This is a genomic window from Psychrobacillus sp. 05T411 (assembly GCF_056396485.1).
Genome location: NZ_JBFTLO010000001.1, coordinates 271,721 through 289,133 on the forward strand (window position 1 = coordinate 271,721; position 17,413 = coordinate 289,133).

Sequence of the window (17,413 nt, forward strand, 5' to 3'; positions counted from 1 at the left end):
ATTATAGCAATATTTACGATATCTGAACCATTGAGAGAGACGTTTTCCATTTGGATCTTATTCAATATAGTGTCTAATTGCTTTCGTCAACGGGCTGGTTGCTTTGATTTATTAATTGGTTGCTCTAGTCTATTGAATGATTGCTTTAACTTCACTATCAGTTGCCATTTTCCGTTTTTTAGCAATTTTTTCGTATAAAAAGAGGTAGCTATTAATAGCTACCTTGTTCTTCCTTCTTCACATTTTCCAAATACGATTGAATATCTTTAATTCCTTCTAAAGAACGAACTAAAATAGACGGATCGACGATGGTAATCATTCGGTTTTCTAAATTGGCAACCGCCGTAAAATATTGCGTCTTTGTATAATTTACAAGACCGATTTGCTTTAAATCATCGGTTGCAATATCTAGAATCTCTTTTGCTTCTTTCACTAGAATACCGATGGACATATCTTGTGTATGCATTGTCACAACACGAGCATTCTCATAATTTACACCACTACAATGATATAAGATTTCTTCGAAGTCGATAATTGGAACTAGTTCTCCACGAATCTTCATTAGTCCGATTAAATAATTCGGTAAATGTGGAATTGGATTAACTTGTTCCAATTTTTCGATCGATACGACATGTTCAATTGGAACCGCGTATTCTTCATTTCCGCATTGAAAAACAACTACTTTTTCACTAGACAATAAACAGCGCCTCCTGTTACATTATTCTGCTGCTACTTTTACAATCTCTACAAGTAAATCAGCTAATTTTTCGAGCTCTACTACTGGCATGCGTTCATTTGTCGTATGAATTTCCTCATAACCTACGGATAATATAACCGTTGGAATCCCAAATCCAGCAATGACATTTGCATCACTGCCTCCGCCGCTTCTTTTTATATCGGCAGTTCGACCGATTTTTTCAACTGCTTTTTTCGCTACTTGTACTACTTCGTGGTCTTCTTCAAAATGGAAGCCAGGATACATTAATTCCGTTTCCGTTTTAGCTGTACCGCCTAGTTTTTCTGCTATTTCTGAGAAAGTAGCTACCATATGTGCCACTTGTGCTGCTAACTTTTCTTGATTGAGAGAACGTGCTTCCGATAAAATATGCACTTCATCGCATACGATATTCGTTGCTTGGCCACCTTCAAAGCGACCAATATTGGCAGTCGTTTCTGCATCAATACGACCTAATTTCATCGCAGAAATTGCCTTAGAAGCTAATGTAATAGCAGAAATCCCCTTTTCAGGTGCAACTCCTGCATGTGCTGTTTTTCCAGTAATTGTCGTCCACAGTTTAGACTGGAACGGAGCGGCAGTTACGATCCCGCCTACAGGACCATCACTATCAATTGCATAGCCGTATTTAGCTGTAAGTAGGGAAGAGTCCAATTCTTTTGCTCCAACTAGACCACTTTCTTCTCCAGCTGTAATCACGACTTGGATGTCACCGTGTGGTATCTCCTGCTCGTTCACACGACGAATAGCTTCAAACAATGCAGCAATACCCGCTTTATCATCCGCTCCTAAAATAGTAGTGCCATCTGAGTAAATATAGCCATCTTCTTTTAGAATAGGTTGGATACCTTTCCCTGGAACAACTGTATCCATATGAACAGTGAAATAAATGGCATCCACATCTGCTTTAGTTCCTTTTAAAGTGGCTATTAAGTTCCCTGCGCCATGTCCCGTTCTTTCTGCAGAATCGTCTTCGATAACAGAAAAACCTAATTGCTCTAATTTATTTGTTAAAATTGGCGCGATTACTTGTTCATGCTTTGTTTCGGAATCTATTTTTACTAATTCAAAAAATTCTTCTAATAGACGGTTCATCTTGTGGAGACTCCTTTATAATGGAATATTTCCATGTTTTTTATTTGGTCTTGTTTCTTTTTTATTGCGCATCATATCTAATGCTTGTATTAACTTAATACGTGTTTCACGAGGATCGATGACATCGTCTACCATCCCCATCGAAGCTGCTACATACGGGTTTGCGAATTTTTCACGGTATTCTTCAATTTTCTCTGCACGTACTTTTTCAGGGTCTTCGCTATTTGCAATTTCACGTGCAAAAATAATATTCGCCGCTCCCTGTGGCCCCATTACTGCAATTTCCGCATTTGGCCATGCAAACACTACATCTGCACCGATTGATTTGGAGTTTAATGCAACATAAGCCCCGCCGTATGCTTTTCGTAAAATAACCGTCATTTTTGGAACTGTTGCTTCCGAATAGGCAAATAAAATCTTCGCCCCGTGACGAATAATTCCGCCGTGCTCTTGCTTAATACCTGGGAAGAAGCCGGTCACATCTTCAAATGTAATGATTGGAATATTAAAGGCATCACAAAAACGAATGAAGCGAGCTGCTTTATCACTTGAGTCGATATCCAGTCCGCCCGCCATTACTTTTGGCTGGTTACAAACGAGTCCAACAACTTCCCCTTTAATACGTGCTAAACCAATAACAATATTTTTAGCAAACTCTTTTTGTACTTCTAAAAAAGAATCGGCGTCGACTACTTGTTCAATCACTTTGCGAATATCGTAAGGACGAACTGCTTCAAATGGCACGATATCTGCTAAATCTGGACGGTCATCATTTTCTGCTACTACATCTGCAATCTCCGGTTTTTCTTCGAAGTTTTGAGGTAGATAACTTAGTAGTAAACGAACACTTTCTAGCACTTCTTCCTCCGTTTTACCACGGAAGTGGGCGTTTCCACTAATGGTGTTATGTACTTTTGATCCGCCTAAGTCTTCTGCAGAAATCTTTTCACCGGTAACTGTTTCAATTACTTTTGGTCCTGTGATAAACATTTGACTCGTCTCATCCGTCATAAAAACGAAATCGGTAATTGCAGGTGAATACACTGCTCCCCCAGCACAAGGTCCTAAAATAACTGAAATTTGTGGAATAACTCCGGAGTAAATCGCATTTCGATAAAAAATTTGTCCGTATCCATCCAGGGAAACAACCCCTTCTTGAATACGAGCACCGCCCGAATCATTTAAGCCGATAAACGGCGCACCATTTTTAGCAGCTAAATCCATCACGTTTGCTATTTTCATCGCATGCATTTCACCAAGAGCACCTCCAAACACAGTGAAATCCTGCGAAAACAGATAAATTGGTCTACCATTCACTTTCCCATACCCTGTGACCACCCCGTCACCAGGTCCTTCTTGCTTGTCCATCCCAAAGTCAGCGGTACGATGTTGTATAAATGGATTTAACTCGACAAATGATCCTTTATCCACAAGTAACTCAATTCGTTCACGGGCAGTAAGCTTCCCTTTTTCATGTTGCTTTTCGATACGCTCGTCTCCGCCACCTAATTCGATTTTGCGCTTACGGTCATATAAATCATTGATTTTCTCATAAATATCCATATGCTTACTTCGCTCCCCCTGTTTTATCACAAAGCTCATATAAAACCCCGCCAGACGATTTTGGATGAATGAATGCCACTTGCGCTCCACCCGCACCAACTTTTGGCGTTTCTTGAATGAGCCTTACCCCTTTTTCTTTCAGCTCATTTAAACGTTCTTGAATATTTGTTACACCGAAGGCAACATGATGGATGCCTTCTCCTTTTTTCTCAATGAAAGTATGAACCGCACTAGTTTCGTCGATAGGTTGAAGTAATTCTAGTTTTACATTACCACTATCGATAAAAGCAACTCGCACTTTTTCAGAAGGAACTTCTTCAATATGTATTAGTTTCAAACCTAATATTTCTGTGTAATACGGAAGGGAATCTTCAATATTTTTTACAGCAATTCCAATATGATCGACTTTTTCCATTGTTGCACACCCCTTACTGTTTGACTATTCTCTATTCTATTGTACAGATTTCCAAAAAAAATGGCTACCTCTTGTCATTTTTTTCGTTTTTGTTAAAATAGTAGTACATACTAAAGGAGAGAATTTCATGCGCAATCAAAAATTCCGTAAAATTGTTGTCTACTTAATGATTTTTGTAATGGTTATGTCTTCCTTATTATTCGGATTAAGCTTCGTCCTGCAATAAAGGATAAAAAACAGCGGAAGCTTGCGTGCTTCCGCTGTTTTTTCAATATATATTCTACTTTAATTTCAATTGCATACAAAATGGATACATAAAAATAAAGACGGGTACTAGTACCTTCAACGAAAAACCTTTCATTCGGAGCACAAATTACCCCCCCCCCAAAAAACTAATATCTCTTATACAATCTAACCCCTATAAATACTATCACATGTACCAGGTGCTGGTTCATAAAAACAATGTTGTTTATATTGACCTGTAAAAGGTTGATCGTACCATGTTGGTGGGCAGGGACCATATGGATTAAAATACCAAAGCGCATATTTTGCAGGGTGGTCTCGCCAATAATCCAAAGCCTGTTTGGCTAGTTTTTTTTCTACACCTCTTGCTCTTTCATAAAATAAATTACCTTTCTGAACAGCTTCAAAAGAATAATTTCCTCCCTGAACATGATAGATGACATCCGGAATTGACCTTAAATCTCTGAAGTCTGTACAATCGGCTTGCACGCGATTAACTATTACATTCCCAACGTATAACATTCCTTGCTTTCCTTCAGCTTCCGCTTCAGCCCTCATCATTCTGGCCATTAAGTCAATATCTGAATCTTTGTATCTTATTCTTGGCATTTTTTCACCTCACCTATATTGTATGAAAGAAACTTAATTTGGAGTCATTCTTTTTAAAATATCCTTAATTCTCCATATGTTTACCACTATTTAAAAAAGTGTTTGATTATACGAAACAATACATCTATGGTGAATGGGTTGATTTCAATAGATCAAACATGATAGAAGTTCCGAGGATTTAACGCTAGAAATGACCTTCCCATTGTGTGATGCAGCTGATTCAACTTTTCTTTGACTCATTCATATAATGTAAGGAGAGGAGGCGTAACTGAATGGATCGGTTTATTCTTTTAATGTTGGCTAGTATTTTAGCTGGTTTTGCATTATTAAAGGTTCCATTAACAGGTACTTTCTTGGAAAGTCTTGAGCCATTTACTAACATAATTGGTATTTTAGCTATTTTAGTATTCTCTTTTGTCCTAATTTTTAAAGGAATAGTAGCACTACTGAGTAAATGAAAATCAAAAAGACCCAGATTTCCCTCTGAGTCTTTTTGATTTTCACGAACATACATACCCTATTCAGTAATTGTTTAGTTTACTTTCGGAATAATTCACATTATTATTTATTGTGTGGGTGACCATCTACTATTTCTTCCCATAAATAATTTGGTACAGTTGCAACCCATAACGTATCTCCCATCATATCCACATCCCAAACGATACTATCATTCGCTTCAAACACTTTTTCAGATTTGCTTTCATCTTCCGTACGGATGGAATAGATAGCTTCTCTTCTATGGGTGTATCCGAATAATTTCTCCCCTTTTTTAATAAAACCAACTACCATTTCATCCATTTCAATTTTTCTCCAATTTTTCTCTTGAAGGTCTCGGGTCCAAATACCACTTCGTGTGCTAATGAATAGCCTATTATTAATCACCTTCATATCCATCGGTAGATCATTACTATTCGGAATTGCGATTTCGTTCCAACCATCAGTTGTCTTTTGCAGAAGCTTTCTTTCTTCTGTGAGTTCTAACAAATCACCTTTATCCGATATTTGAATCACATGAAACGGGCTAGGAACAATAGCTTTTTCCCAACTTTCCCCTTGATCTGCTGTATAAAAAATAGTGCCATTTGATAGTACGGCTATGTGATTGTTGATGGAATAATCGATGGTCTCAATCGGATGGTCTAATGAAAGAATTTTCCTTCCTTTACTTTGGGATGTTATACCTGCCCATAATTCTTTTTCTGTAGCTACAAATAATTGATCACTCTTACCCAACCAAGCTTGTGTCACATAATTATTAACCCGTAGTTTTGTCCATTTTTCCCCATTGTTATGACTCCATTCAATGAAAGGTTGCTTGGTTGTACTAAATTGGGTTGGCTTTTTGTCTCCCCATATAACTAATTTTTCGGCTCCAGAGACAACGCCTGTAATCGCCATCCCTTTTTTAGTTAGGTTTTCGATACCAATATGTTTGGATAGTAATCCTCCACCGTATGGTAATTTATGAATGGCACTGACTATATCTCCGTTTCTAGCATTGAATGAAATCCGCGTAAATCGGTTTTCTTGATCATTTCCAATTACTGTTAGAGTGGGTCTACCATCAATGTTATCCAGCGTAAAATGATATCCTGTTGCCCAATCTTTTCCTTTTTTTAGCCCATATTTATCCTTTGCTAGTTGGAGAACATCCGGGCTATCCAATTTGATCTCATCGTATTGAATTGTAGCAACCTGAGATTGCTCGAACGATTCAAACACGGTAATTTTCTTTTCTGAGATACCAATTAGTAAATGCTCATCTGTACCTGGAACCATAAAATGTACAAACCAACTAAAGCGTTCCCCTGATTCTCCCCTCGAGCCACCCATCGTTTCATCCACACTGTTTGCGCTTGTAAGTGTTGCGTTTGCATTCCATTCTTTGGCTCGCTGGAATCCTATATCAATCGCTTCTTTAAGGGTAGTTTCCTCATCCGCAGCGTTTATTTCATAACCATTCAAATTAACAAAAACAAAAAAAATTACGAACAAATAGGAGATTTTTTTCAAGAAATTCAAAATGAGCACCATCCCATAGCTAAATTGACATAATAACTAAAAAATTTATATGTCTATTTAGAATGGAGTAAATACCTCGATATATCCCCTTTTTAATCAGCTGCCCAAATCTTTGCGGGATTTATGATTTCTGTAAATTTAAAGACCGTGTAGGCTGTCATTTTATTACTTATTTAGTAATTGACTTAAAATGTTCAAAAGTGATTGTCATTTAAGAATGATATAATGGAACTTTGTTAATCAATTAGGTTATATTAGTTTAAGTGTTTAAATAAGGAGCTATCAAATCAAATGAATAACCAATCACAAAAGACCTTATGGGCGCAAGTAGTTAAAACAGGGATCATCAAGTCAAATCTAATTCCGATGGTCGCAGGATTAATGCTCGCTTTATTTACATATCAATACAGCTTTGCAGATAATATTTGGAATATAGTTTTTGCATTTTTAGGAACCGCAGCCGTTATTGCAGCGGCTGGTTCGTTCAATAACATTTACGATCGCGATATTGACGCCATAATGGCCCGTACAAAAGTTCGCCCAACTGTAACAGGCGCAATTTCGATTAAGAAAGTATTAATAGTTGCCATTTTATTATTAGTAATTGGACTAATATTATTGTATTTGGCTTCTCCTTTAGCATCTTTACTTGGGTTTTTAGGCGTATTTTTCTACGTAGTGCCTTATACAATGTGGACAAAACGCTATACCATTTGGAATACGGAAGTTGGAAGTATCTCGGGTGCCATGCCTCCTTTAATCGGTTGGGCAGCGGTCGCTCCAAATATTTGGCATCCTGCATGTTGGGCGTTATTTTTAATAATGGTCATATGGCAAATGCCTCACTTTTATGCTATTGCCATTCGTAAGAAAGATGATTATGCTGCAGCAAAAATTCCGATGCTACCTGTTGTAAAAGATCGAAAACGGACCTATATCCAAACTAACTTTTATTTAATTTTATTGGTGCTATCTAGCTTTTTATTTTTACCGCTAAGTTTAGGTCTAACTTTGGTTTCACTTGTCTTGGGTCTATTTTGGTTGGGGTTAAGCTTATTCGGCTCGCGCAGTATGGATATAAAAGACTGGTCCAATAAAATGTTTGTATTCTCCTTAGTGCATATGATTGTTATTTACTTTACGGTCATTATTTACTCTGCAATCGGCCTAATTTTACAAGCATTTTAATGACAGGTAGGCTTGAACACCATATTATCTGAAAACAACTAGAAAAAGTAAAATAACGCAATAAGTAAAAACGTTATTTAGCAAATAAAAATACCAAATCATCATGTGATTTGGTATTTTTATTGTTATAAAGCGACTCCCTCTTTTAAAACTAGGAGAATACTGCAATTTTACGTGCGATAGATTCTGTTAAACGAGATGCAACTTTTGGAACAGCCCATTTAATAATTGGCGTTAACATGGCACCTGATAATCCGCCTGCATGCACTTCCACTGTACAGGTCATTGTCGTTTTACCATCAACTTCTGCTGCTGTAAAGTGACCGCTTCCTGTAAAATTATCGGTTAAACCTTTTAGTTCAAACGTAATATTGGAAGGTTCATTCCATTCGGTAATATCTACCTGTGCTTGTATTGTTTTTTTAATACCTTTCACGTTACCTTCAAATGTCCAAATAGATTGCTTGTCATTGATGATTTCATGTTCTTTGTAGGCCGGTACTGTCGTTGCCCATCTTTCAAGATCACTGACATAATCCCAAACCGCTTGTACATCTACTGGAATTTCTACTGTATGTGTTCCTGTTGCCATGATGATCCCCACTTTCACTACGAATAAATTTACTTTACTACAAAGATATTATTACATACTCAGGAAAAACTTACATTACCCATTATACATAACTTTCCTGCTATTCATCACTTGATTATTTGAAAAACCGAAACTTTTAATCCTCATCTATCTGTTTTTTGGGTTGAATAAGGAATGTATTTTAAATCCAATTTCACTTATTGTGCTTAGTACTAAAAATACTAATAGCAGATACTACACATAGCAGAAACAGCAATAATAATCTTAACCAATCCATTGTAAGCCAAAATTCGCCGCCATTTACAATATCGGGACTTAAACCATACTCGTCAACAAAAATACCTAAATTCCAAAATAATCTAAGCGAAATAAGTAAGGAAAAGAAACTTAATAAAAATACCGTAATCGAAAAAACCCGTTTTCTCATTATATAATTCTCCTTTACGACAATTTTTTACTCAAGTTCCACTAACTAGCCTCGTTAGAAGAAAAAGCGTTGCCAAACAACATAAATCCAACCTTTACTCTATTTATCTGAAGACGTGGTAAAATGAGGTTAGTATTGATTATATCTATTGATTTTTCCAAAAGGTAGGTCTACCCATATGATATATTTAAAAAGCTTCAAACTTAGCCCTCATACAGTCAAGAATCCAAATGCCTATCCATACAATGTGTTTAGAAAAATGACCGGAGAAGTGTTTGTCTTTAATAACATTACAGTTTTGTATGGTAACAACGGTTCCGGCAAGTCGACGCTGTTAAATTTAATAGCAAACAAGCTGAATGTTACAGGGTCTGAGGAAATTACAAATAATAGCTTTAACAAATACCCGTTAGAATACATATCCGATTGTTCATACGACCTAGGTGAAAATATGAGTGACGGGGAGTCAGATCGAATACCGCACAATAGTTTGTACATCAAAAGTGAAGATATTTTATATGAGATCAAGAAGATTCAGCAGGAGGCAGTTCTTAAGGAAGGTTACTTGTACCAACACTCTAAATTGGGGTATGCTAAAGAACATTTGGAAAAGTTGAAACATTCTTCGGAGATGCACAAACAAATCGAGATTATGAAGTTTTCCAATGAGAAGTATTCTAATGGAGAGACATCCATTCAAATATTTGATGAGCATCTTGTTCCAAATGGATTATATCTGCTCGATGAACCTGAAACTTCTCTTTCACCTACAAACCAAATTCAGTTGGCGGAAGAAATCAATAAACTAGCCAGGTTCTTTAACTGTCAGTTTATTATAGCGACACACTCTCCATTTATGTTGGGGACACTAGATGCAAAGATTTATAATCTTGACGCTCCCCTTTTGAGAACATATTTATGGACTGAACTTGAAAATGTAAAATTTTTCTACGACTTTTTCAAAAATCGTAAGAATGAATTTGAATAATCTACAGAAATATCTTTGGGCACTTCAGAACGCATATCATAAAACAGGCATACCAAAAGCGAACAACCAAAGAAGCTGGCACAAAACATTCTTATAAAGAGGATAATTGAACAATTATCTTTACGTATTTATTGTTCAGATTTACATCTCTTCATCTATATTTTGTACCAGCTTTATTTCATTTTCATATCAAATTCGCTCAGCCTGTGTATTGTATCAACTGAGTGATAACTAAAGTAACAATTCCAATTCCTGAAAATACAAGGAATAGTGGTATGTAGAAACGAATCCATTTTTGCCAAGATACGCCGGCGATAACAAGTGCAGCCATAAAGTAACCAGAAGTCGGGAATAGAATATGGGCAAAGCCATCTCCGAGCTGGAAGGCAAGCACAGCTGTCTGTCTGGTCACACCGATAATGTCTGCAAGCGGCCCCATAATCGGCATGGTTACTAAGGCTTGTCCACTTCCGGACGGGATAATAAAGTTAATAGTCAGCTGTACCAGATACATTCCTACTGCACCAAGGACAGATGGCATCTCTCCCACCAGTGAGCCCAAGCTGTAAACAATCGTATCCATAATTTGACCGTCTTCCAGCACAACAGCAACAGAACGGGCAAGACCAATAATAATCGCTCCCATGAGCACATCACGGAATCCTTCCGTAAAGGCATTAGAAATCTGGGTAGCGTTCAGTCCGGCAATCAGTCCAACTACGATTCCCATAAAGATAAACAGACCGGCCATCTCTACCATGAACCATCCAAGTTGTAGCACACCATACACTAACATTCCAAGGAAAAGAAGAGCAACAACCGAAGCATATTTTTGTCTTGTGTTCATACTTTTCGCTTGAATTTTTTCTTTCTGCTTGTAAAGTTCTCTTTTTTCTTGGTCATCTTCATAAACATAGCTGTTTAAAGGATTCTTCTGCACCTTTTTTGCATAGCGCATGATGAAAAAGATTCCAACCGAAATACAAACAATAAAAAGAATTAGACGCAATTCCAATCCCGAAAAAACCGGAATACCTACAATTTTTTGCGATAATCCGACGTTGATCGGGTTTAAAACTCCTGTAGTAAAGCCGACTACCGTACCGACAAGTGCAATCGCGGCAGCCACAATGGAATCGTATCCTAAGGCAATGATTAATGGCATAATAACAGGTATGTATACTAGCGAAAGTTCAGGGGTTCCGATTAAAGTTGCTCCAATCGCAAATACCGTGGTTAAAATTGGAATAAGTAATATACTCTTTTTCGCAAAACGGTTGGCCAGCCTATCCACAACTATCTCAATTATTCCAGTTGTCTTCAGCACCATAAACATACCGCCGATAATAAACGTGAAAAATACAATTTCCCCAGCATCAATCAGTCCACGCGGAATAACAGTAAGGAAATCTACTATACCAATTGGTGCAGATTCTACATATGAAAATGAGTTCGGATCAATCGCTGTTCTTCCGTCAGGACCTGGCACACGTTCAAATTGACCAGCTGGAATAAAGTAAGTCGAAATGGCCGCAAGTGCACTGAATGTAAATAGGATGACATAAATATGCGGAAGTTGAAACTTCTTCTTTTTTATATTTTTTTCCTTTTCCATTTGAAACCTCCAGTAAGTTTATTTATACAGACCAATGGATTGATTATTTTATTATCAACCATTTTAAAGTAGTAGCCTGTATTAAATGCCTATTATACAAGCTTATCACGCTTGTGTCGCTAGACCTTATAGCCAATTAAATGTAGTGCCATTGTTAATGACATACAATGAAAAATTTCGATTTGTTAACACTGCACAACCAACTGTCCATTATTATCTGTGAATTACGTGAATTCAAGCTTTTAAAATAATTTAGCGTTAAAAAATGCTGACTCTTTCAGATTATATTAATCTGAAAGAGTCAGCCTATCCAAGATTTCAATTCCAGCTTGGTTAAATGGCTCTAACACTTTTGGATAACACATGGAGATATAATCCACTGTTTTTAAATTTTTTAGATTCTGGAAACCTTCAACAGATACTACATCAAATAAACTATCCTCACCATCACAATCTGGTTTTAGGATATGATAAATTTCATTACCCCCATCAAAACAAAGGTATTCAATCTTTTCCAAGTCATTTATTTCTAAAGTTAACGCTTCTAAATATTCCTTGATTTCAACAATTGGTCCTTCTCCTGAATACCATACAAAACTATTTGTATACTTATTTTTTAAGTTTGTTAATTCCTCTAAAAATAGTGGCTCTTTATCTAATAAAGCTTCGATTACTACTAATTTAAAATTAAAATCTTTAAACATCCCACTTTTGTCCATTATTCTTCCTCCAATTTTATTTTTGTTCTATATTTTTAGGGTAACCTGTTCTATTTTTCAATAATAATTATTTCAAATATTGGTGTTAACAACAATAATCTTGTTGAATCAGGAATACAGACGCCGAATGTAGATGGCATAATTGAAAGGTTGATAACAACATCTTCACCTAATTACCCCACCTTCTCCTGTTCATCTTTATGGAACTGAACTGTCGTATAGTTGAAGTGACATATTGCACAAAAGTACAGTTTAATTTACTTTTACAGTGCCTTATGTTCGAGATTTCTTAAACACGCGCCTACTGCAATTGCTACACTAATAAGTCCAGATACTAAAGTGATCGAGAAAAAAATCTTACCGCCAAATGTTGGTGAATCAAAAATAAAGCCAGTAAATAATAAAATCATACAACCGATTATTCCCCAAAAACCAACAGACCATTTAGGCTTATTTTTTAATAGATAATAACCAACCACACTCAAAATGTAGAAAATACTAAACATCATAATAGCAGGAAATAGTGGTTGATATTTAGCTGCAAAAACAAAATAATCAAGCTGACTAATATCATGCCCATTGGAAATCTCTATATTAAATAAATTAGAAAAGGGTGTGGAATACCTCCATTCCCAAGTGACACCAGTTATAGTACTTCCTTCATACCAAGCTATACATGTCGATACTGCTAAAGTAAAGATTCCAACGATAAGTTGTAACACATACTTAAACATTTTTCCCCTCCCATTAAAATCTATTTATTACCATTAAGTATCACATTAAACGCTTTTTAAAATTCTTTACCCCACTCATCATCTAAAATTACACCGTTTTCAGCGATATATTCCAAATATACCGAACCCTGCTGTGATATATTTTCATTTTTTAAGAAAGATATGAACTTATCAAGCATCATTTCGTCCTCATCGTTCTTTTTTCGTGGAATAGTGATCCGAATGGCAGGCTTAATATCAAACTCTTTATAACTTCTAGGATTAAGAGGGTCAATACTTAATTCTTGCCCAATTTTTTCATTGATAATGGAGACGAAAAAGTTAGTTGTTTCACTAAAATTCTCATTAATAAAAGGACGTATTTCATTTTCTAAATCATCCTCCCATTTGTCAACAATGTATGTGTCCACCATTTGTTCCGTTACTTCATCATAATAAACAAAAAATTGCGTGTTACTTCTCTTCTCTCTAGCCATTGCAGCATATTCAAAATTAAAGTTCCCCATATTGTCATACAAAGTATCATATATCTCAAAGTTATCATTAAATTCCTCTTCTAAATACTGTTCTGCTTGAATTTTTATCTTTTCTTCTTCCTCTTTAGCTGGCTTCATTTCTAATAGAAAAACAACTACAAGTATTCCAATTACTAACAAGATAATTCCTAAAACACCAAGTATGATTTTAAGAAATTTATTCAAAAAGACTCCTCCTAATACAATTAGTTAGGAACAAGCATAATATTATCAAAGTCGCTTTATTCACGAAATTCGCACATCTCTTTTATGATTAACGATGTATAAATGAATAGGTTCCTGAACTTTTCTGGATAGGTGTTATTTATAGATGCCTTTATTTTTACTGTTTAATTGGTTTTCTTATGCAAACTTTATTAAAGTAAGGTTTAGATAAGTCAAAAAGGCTTAAGCCCGATTAAGTAAGGACTTAAACCTATTTTATTTATTGATATAAAAAACGCTCTAGTATTTTTGAAATTACTTAATCTTTTTAGGCGTAAACTCTGTGATAATGAACGCTAGCATGGAAAAGTACGTATTACCCGTGGCATTAATATAACCAGCCTTAGATTTCAAATATTTGGAAGGCCCAGCTTTTTTTATTTTCATGGGAGTTCAATATGAAGTAAGGTTTTTAATTTAATGGTCCATATAAATTTATAAATTCTCCAGTGTATGCGTCCATCACAATAGTTGATTCTTGACCATTGTATTTAATTGTTACTTCCCACAGCATTTTATTCGTTATTTCATTCCAATACCCGTTCTTTTGAATAAGATGCACACTAATATTCTCAGGTGGAATTTCCTCTAAACCATTGAAAGATATTGAATTCCTCCACTCTTCTGGGGGATTTAGCAAATATTTTTCTGCATTATTTACTGCTTCGCCTGTACTAATAATAGGAGACTGATAAAAGTATAAAAAAAGGATTACCAGCGTAACTCCTAAACCTATTAGTATTTTTTTCAAATGAGTACCTCCATACACTAAAACCAACGCTTTATTTACTCTGAGGGGCAACTTCTTGAAGTAAAACAACCCTTAGTTTAAATGAAAACATTCACAAACTAACCACTTAATTCCCCATACTTTTTACCTTTTTCATCACTTCTGCCAATTGATGAGCATCGGGATTTTCTTCTACTTGTAATTTTTCAACTATGTTATGATAATCCTCTTCATTTCGATTCTGACTTAATTTATAAGCCGCTTGTACTTCTTGCACTTTTATCTTAAAGCCAACAATCCCTTTTAGTTGACTTTCTAATAGCTGAGGCGATAATTTATCCCATAATACTGGGTTTTCACGCTGCTTTTCATACTTCTCTAGAAGCTTTGAGAGATCTTGTTTTAACTCTTCTTCATCTAATATACTTGCTTGGCCATATACATGTACTGCTTGGTAATTCCATGTGGGAACATTTTCATGCTCGTACCATGAGGAAGAAATATAAGCATGTGGTCCTTGAAATATGACTAGAACATCGTCACATGTTTCAAATGTTCTCCATTGAGGATTCCCATATGCCATATGTCCAGTTATATAATAATCCTCTCCTTGTTTATGAAGCCCTAATGGAAGGTGGGAAGCAATGGGTTTCCCTTTTTTAGTGGTAACTATTGTAGCAAATGAGTTCCCCTGAATAAATTTTATAATTTCATTGATATCAGTGACTTTAAAATATTTTGGAATATACATAATGGCGTGCTCCTTTTTATATAAAATTATTTACTGCACCTTTAGGAAAAGTTCTTATTCCATTCAGGAAAATGATTATGAACCTAGGAGTAATACTTGTAAGCTTAGACCGATATAAAGCAGACCTAAAATTTTTTGTCCCCACCTATTCATTCCAGTCCCCCGCTTGATTAATTGTCCAATTGTTCCAGTAAAGACGGCTAAAATCGTTGTATAAATAACAGTTAAAACAACAAAAATTACACCTAAAATTAAAAATTGCGTTACGATTGTACCGCTCTCTGCATTAACAAATTGCGGAAATAAAGCTAAAAAGAAAAGTGCTGTTTTCGGATTCAAGGCTTCTACCAATATTCCTTGCCTGTAAACTTTAAGTAGTGACTCCTGTACAACATCAGGCATTTTTATGGATGATGCTTTTGCCAATAATGCCCGAATACCCATATATAACAAATACGCTGCTCCGGCGATTTTAACAATAGTAAAAGCAGCCGTAGAAGTCATAAGAATAGCTGAAAATCCAACAGCTGCTAATAAGACATGAATGAAATCACCTGTCGCAATGCCTAGACCGGTTATAATCCCTGTTTTGGTCCCCTCCTGTGCCGATCGAGTGATCATTAACAAGACAGCAGGACCTGGGATCAAAAACAATCCGAAGACAACTAGAATAAATGCGCTCAACTCAGCAATATTTAGCATCGAATCCCCCCTAACATTTTTTGATTTTTTTAAAATTTTATAGATATCGGTTAGTCAACATAGTAATATAAGAATTGACATATAAAAAGGTACAATTTAAATAATATAGACATGTCAGAGGTGATTTTTAATGAAAAATATTATTTTTGCTCTAGACGATCACTCTCCTAAATACAAACAGATATATGAGCGATTTAAATTATTAATTGAGCACGGGGACCTACCGGAAAACGAACAATTACCTTCCATACGGCAACTGGCTGATTCCCTGCAGGTCAGTCGCAATACGACATTAATGGCCTATGATCAGCTTGTGGCAGAAGGCTATATTCGGGGAGAAGGAAGAAAAGGTTACTTTGTTAATGAATTAGAGCCTCATTTATTTCAAGAGGAAGTCATTACTATTACTAGCAAGCAAACGGAGCCGGTGACATCATTTTTCGTTGATTTTAAAGCAGGGGCTGTAGATCAAACAAACTTCCCACTAAAAGCTTGGAGAAGAATTACTAATTCAATACTGACCTTACCAGAGAGTTTTCTATATGGGGATCCTTTTGGGGAAATGTGTTTGCGTAAACAAATTGCTGACTATTTACTCCAATCTCGCGGAGTAAAGACAGATCCAAATGCAATTATCATCGGGAGTAGCACACAGCAAATGTTAATTAATCTTGGACAAATCCTAAAGGATGATTTCCCAAGCGTAATCTTGGAGGACCCAGGATATGATGGAGCGAAAGAAGCATTTTTATTCCATCGTTTTACACTTGAAACTTTACCAGTTGATGAAACAGGTGCAGCGTTTTCACAATTAGAAAATAGGATATCACGCTTAATTTATGTGACACCTTCTCATCAAAGCCCAATAGGTATAAGCATGTCCATTCAACAAAGGCAACAGCTCATTCAATGGGCTACCAAGCGAAAAGGATATATTATGGAAGACGATTATGATAGTGAATTTCGCTATACACAGCAACCATTTCCGTCACTTGCTTCCATCGATTCAAAGAGAGTGATTTACCTTGGGAATTTCTCCAAGTCCTTTCTCCCAGGAATTCGCTTAAGTTATATGGTACTTCCCCAATTTCTTTTAGACCCTTATATAAAACATTTTCAATATTTTGAGTGTACTACTTCCCTTTTTAGCCAGCTTACAATGGCTAAATTTATGGAAGAGGGAGAATGGAATCGTCATATTAAACGGATGCGTCTCGTTTATAAACGAAAAATGCACTGTATAGTTTCAGAATTAAAGAATCAATTCAAACAACATATTACCATTATTGGGGAGCAGTCTGGTTTATACGTTTTAGTTAAGGTACATCTAAATCGTTCAGAAGAATGGTTAATCGAGCGGGCTTCCAATTATGGGGTTAAAGTGTATCCTACCTCCATCTATTTCATCGAAAATCATTCTGAGGAAGCAATTATTAAACTTGGATTCAGTAATCTTACTTGCGATGAAATTCAAGAAGGAGTGAAGCTTTTAAAAGAGGCTTGGCTAAGCTGATATTATTACTTTATGCCTTTTCTGAAAAAGT

20 protein-coding genes are annotated in these 17,413 nt (G+C 36.0%); 5 read left to right on the forward strand and 15 right to left on the reverse strand.

The annotated features are described in order from the left end of the window. Positions 1-211: 211 nt before the first annotated feature. From AC1DFT_RS01330 to mce, 4 genes are read right to left on the reverse strand one after another with little or no spacing between them, the layout of a single operon-like run. The gene (locus tag AC1DFT_RS01330; protein WP_477916884.1) at positions 212-697 is read right to left on the reverse strand and encodes a chemotaxis protein CheW; all 486 of its coding nucleotides are present in this window, start codon (positions 695-697) and stop codon (positions 212-214) included. Positions 698-718: 21 nt separating this feature from the next. Beyond that, complete coding sequence (locus AC1DFT_RS01335) at positions 719-1,831, reverse strand: M20/M25/M40 family metallo-hydrolase (protein WP_477916886.1); 1,113 nt, start codon at positions 1,829-1,831, stop codon at positions 719-721. Positions 1,832-1,846: 15 nt separating this feature from the next. Then, a complete protein-coding gene (locus AC1DFT_RS01340; RefSeq protein ID WP_477916973.1) occupies positions 1,847-3,394 on the reverse strand; it encodes an acyl-CoA carboxylase subunit beta in 1,548 nt (515 codons plus the stop codon). Positions 3,395-3,398: 4 nt separating this feature from the next. Then, positions 3,399-3,809, reverse strand: a complete 411-nt coding sequence (gene mce / locus AC1DFT_RS01345) for a methylmalonyl-CoA epimerase (protein ID WP_477916888.1) — start codon at positions 3,807-3,809, stop codon at positions 3,399-3,401. A 127-nt stretch (positions 3,810-3,936) separates the two neighbouring features. Here mce and prli42 point away from each other — a divergent pair, with 127 nt between their 5' ends. Continuing rightward, positions 3,937-4,035 (forward strand): stressosome-associated protein Prli42, encoded by a 99-nt coding sequence (prli42, locus tag AC1DFT_RS01350; RefSeq protein ID WP_402827344.1) that lies wholly within the window; start codon positions 3,937-3,939, stop codon positions 4,033-4,035. A gap of 185 nt (positions 4,036-4,220) precedes the next feature. On the opposite strand, the gene AC1DFT_RS01355 is transcribed toward prli42, so the two are convergent. Continuing rightward, complete coding sequence (locus tag AC1DFT_RS01355; RefSeq protein WP_477916891.1) at positions 4,221-4,661, reverse strand: cell wall hydrolase; 441 nt, start codon at positions 4,659-4,661, stop codon at positions 4,221-4,223. 272 nt (positions 4,662-4,933) lie between these two features. Between AC1DFT_RS01355 and AC1DFT_RS01360 the strand changes: the two genes are divergently transcribed. Continuing rightward, positions 4,934-5,119: a hypothetical protein gene (locus tag AC1DFT_RS01360; RefSeq protein ID WP_477916893.1), complete on the forward strand. Its 186-nt coding sequence runs from the start codon at positions 4,934-4,936 to the stop codon at positions 5,117-5,119. A 103-nt stretch (positions 5,120-5,222) separates the two neighbouring features. On the opposite strand, the gene AC1DFT_RS01365 is transcribed toward AC1DFT_RS01360, so the two are convergent. Beyond that, positions 5,223-6,683, reverse strand: coding sequence for a WD40/YVTN/BNR-like repeat-containing protein (locus tag AC1DFT_RS01365; protein WP_477916895.1), 1,461 nt, complete (start codon positions 6,681-6,683; stop codon positions 5,223-5,225). 291 nt (positions 6,684-6,974) lie between these two features. Between AC1DFT_RS01365 and cyoE the strand changes: the two genes are divergently transcribed. Further along, complete coding sequence (gene cyoE / locus AC1DFT_RS01370; RefSeq protein ID WP_477916897.1) at positions 6,975-7,871, forward strand: heme o synthase; 897 nt, start codon at positions 6,975-6,977, stop codon at positions 7,869-7,871. Between the two features lie 151 nt (positions 7,872-8,022). On the opposite strand, the gene AC1DFT_RS01375 is transcribed toward cyoE, so the two are convergent. Both AC1DFT_RS01375 and AC1DFT_RS01380 read right to left on the reverse strand, forming a co-directional pair. Next, the gene (locus tag AC1DFT_RS01375; RefSeq protein ID WP_477916898.1) at positions 8,023-8,463 is read right to left on the reverse strand and encodes a CoxG family protein; all 441 of its coding nucleotides are present in this window, start codon (positions 8,461-8,463) and stop codon (positions 8,023-8,025) included. A gap of 193 nt (positions 8,464-8,656) precedes the next feature. After that, positions 8,657-8,890 carry a hypothetical protein gene (locus AC1DFT_RS01380; RefSeq protein ID WP_477916900.1) on the reverse strand — a complete coding sequence of 78 codons (234 nt, stop codon included), beginning with the start codon at positions 8,888-8,890 and terminating at the stop codon, positions 8,657-8,659. Between the two features lie 178 nt (positions 8,891-9,068). Here AC1DFT_RS01380 and AC1DFT_RS01385 point away from each other — a divergent pair, with 178 nt between their 5' ends. After that, positions 9,069-9,878 (forward strand): AAA family ATPase, encoded by an 810-nt coding sequence (locus AC1DFT_RS01385; RefSeq protein ID WP_477916901.1) that lies wholly within the window; start codon positions 9,069-9,071, stop codon positions 9,876-9,878. A gap of 199 nt (positions 9,879-10,077) precedes the next feature. On the opposite strand, the gene AC1DFT_RS01390 is transcribed toward AC1DFT_RS01385, so the two are convergent. The 7 genes from AC1DFT_RS01390 to AC1DFT_RS01420 all read right to left on the reverse strand — a co-directional run bounded on the left by AC1DFT_RS01390 (position 10,078) and on the right by AC1DFT_RS01420 (position 15,869). Further along, on the reverse strand, positions 10,078-11,493 hold the full coding sequence (locus tag AC1DFT_RS01390) for a YfcC family protein (RefSeq protein WP_477916903.1): 1,416 nt from the start codon (positions 11,491-11,493) through the stop codon (positions 10,078-10,080). Positions 11,494-11,780: 287 nt separating this feature from the next. Continuing rightward, positions 11,781-12,212: a DUF6892 domain-containing protein gene (locus AC1DFT_RS01395; RefSeq protein WP_477916905.1), complete on the reverse strand. Its 432-nt coding sequence runs from the start codon at positions 12,210-12,212 to the stop codon at positions 11,781-11,783. A 263-nt stretch (positions 12,213-12,475) separates the two neighbouring features. Beyond that, complete coding sequence (locus AC1DFT_RS01400) at positions 12,476-12,946, reverse strand: YjdJ family protein (protein WP_477916906.1); 471 nt, start codon at positions 12,944-12,946, stop codon at positions 12,476-12,478. A gap of 56 nt (positions 12,947-13,002) precedes the next feature. Next, on the reverse strand, positions 13,003-13,647 hold the full coding sequence (locus AC1DFT_RS01405; RefSeq protein WP_477916908.1) for a hypothetical protein: 645 nt from the start codon (positions 13,645-13,647) through the stop codon (positions 13,003-13,005). 451 nt (positions 13,648-14,098) lie between these two features. After that, on the reverse strand, positions 14,099-14,437 hold the full coding sequence (locus AC1DFT_RS01410; protein WP_477916909.1) for a PepSY domain-containing protein: 339 nt from the start codon (positions 14,435-14,437) through the stop codon (positions 14,099-14,101). Positions 14,438-14,543: 106 nt separating this feature from the next. Beyond that, positions 14,544-15,167, reverse strand: coding sequence for an FMN-binding negative transcriptional regulator (locus AC1DFT_RS01415; RefSeq protein ID WP_477916911.1), 624 nt, complete (start codon positions 15,165-15,167; stop codon positions 14,544-14,546). Between the two features lie 75 nt (positions 15,168-15,242). After that, positions 15,243-15,869: a LysE family translocator gene (locus AC1DFT_RS01420; protein WP_477916913.1), complete on the reverse strand. Its 627-nt coding sequence runs from the start codon at positions 15,867-15,869 to the stop codon at positions 15,243-15,245. Positions 15,870-15,999: 130 nt separating this feature from the next. On the opposite strand from AC1DFT_RS01420, the gene pdxR reads away from it, so the two are divergent. Then, on the forward strand, positions 16,000-17,382 hold the full coding sequence (gene pdxR / locus AC1DFT_RS01425; protein ID WP_477916914.1) for a MocR-like pyridoxine biosynthesis transcription factor PdxR: 1,383 nt from the start codon (positions 16,000-16,002) through the stop codon (positions 17,380-17,382). Positions 17,383-17,413 lie beyond the last annotated feature (31 nt).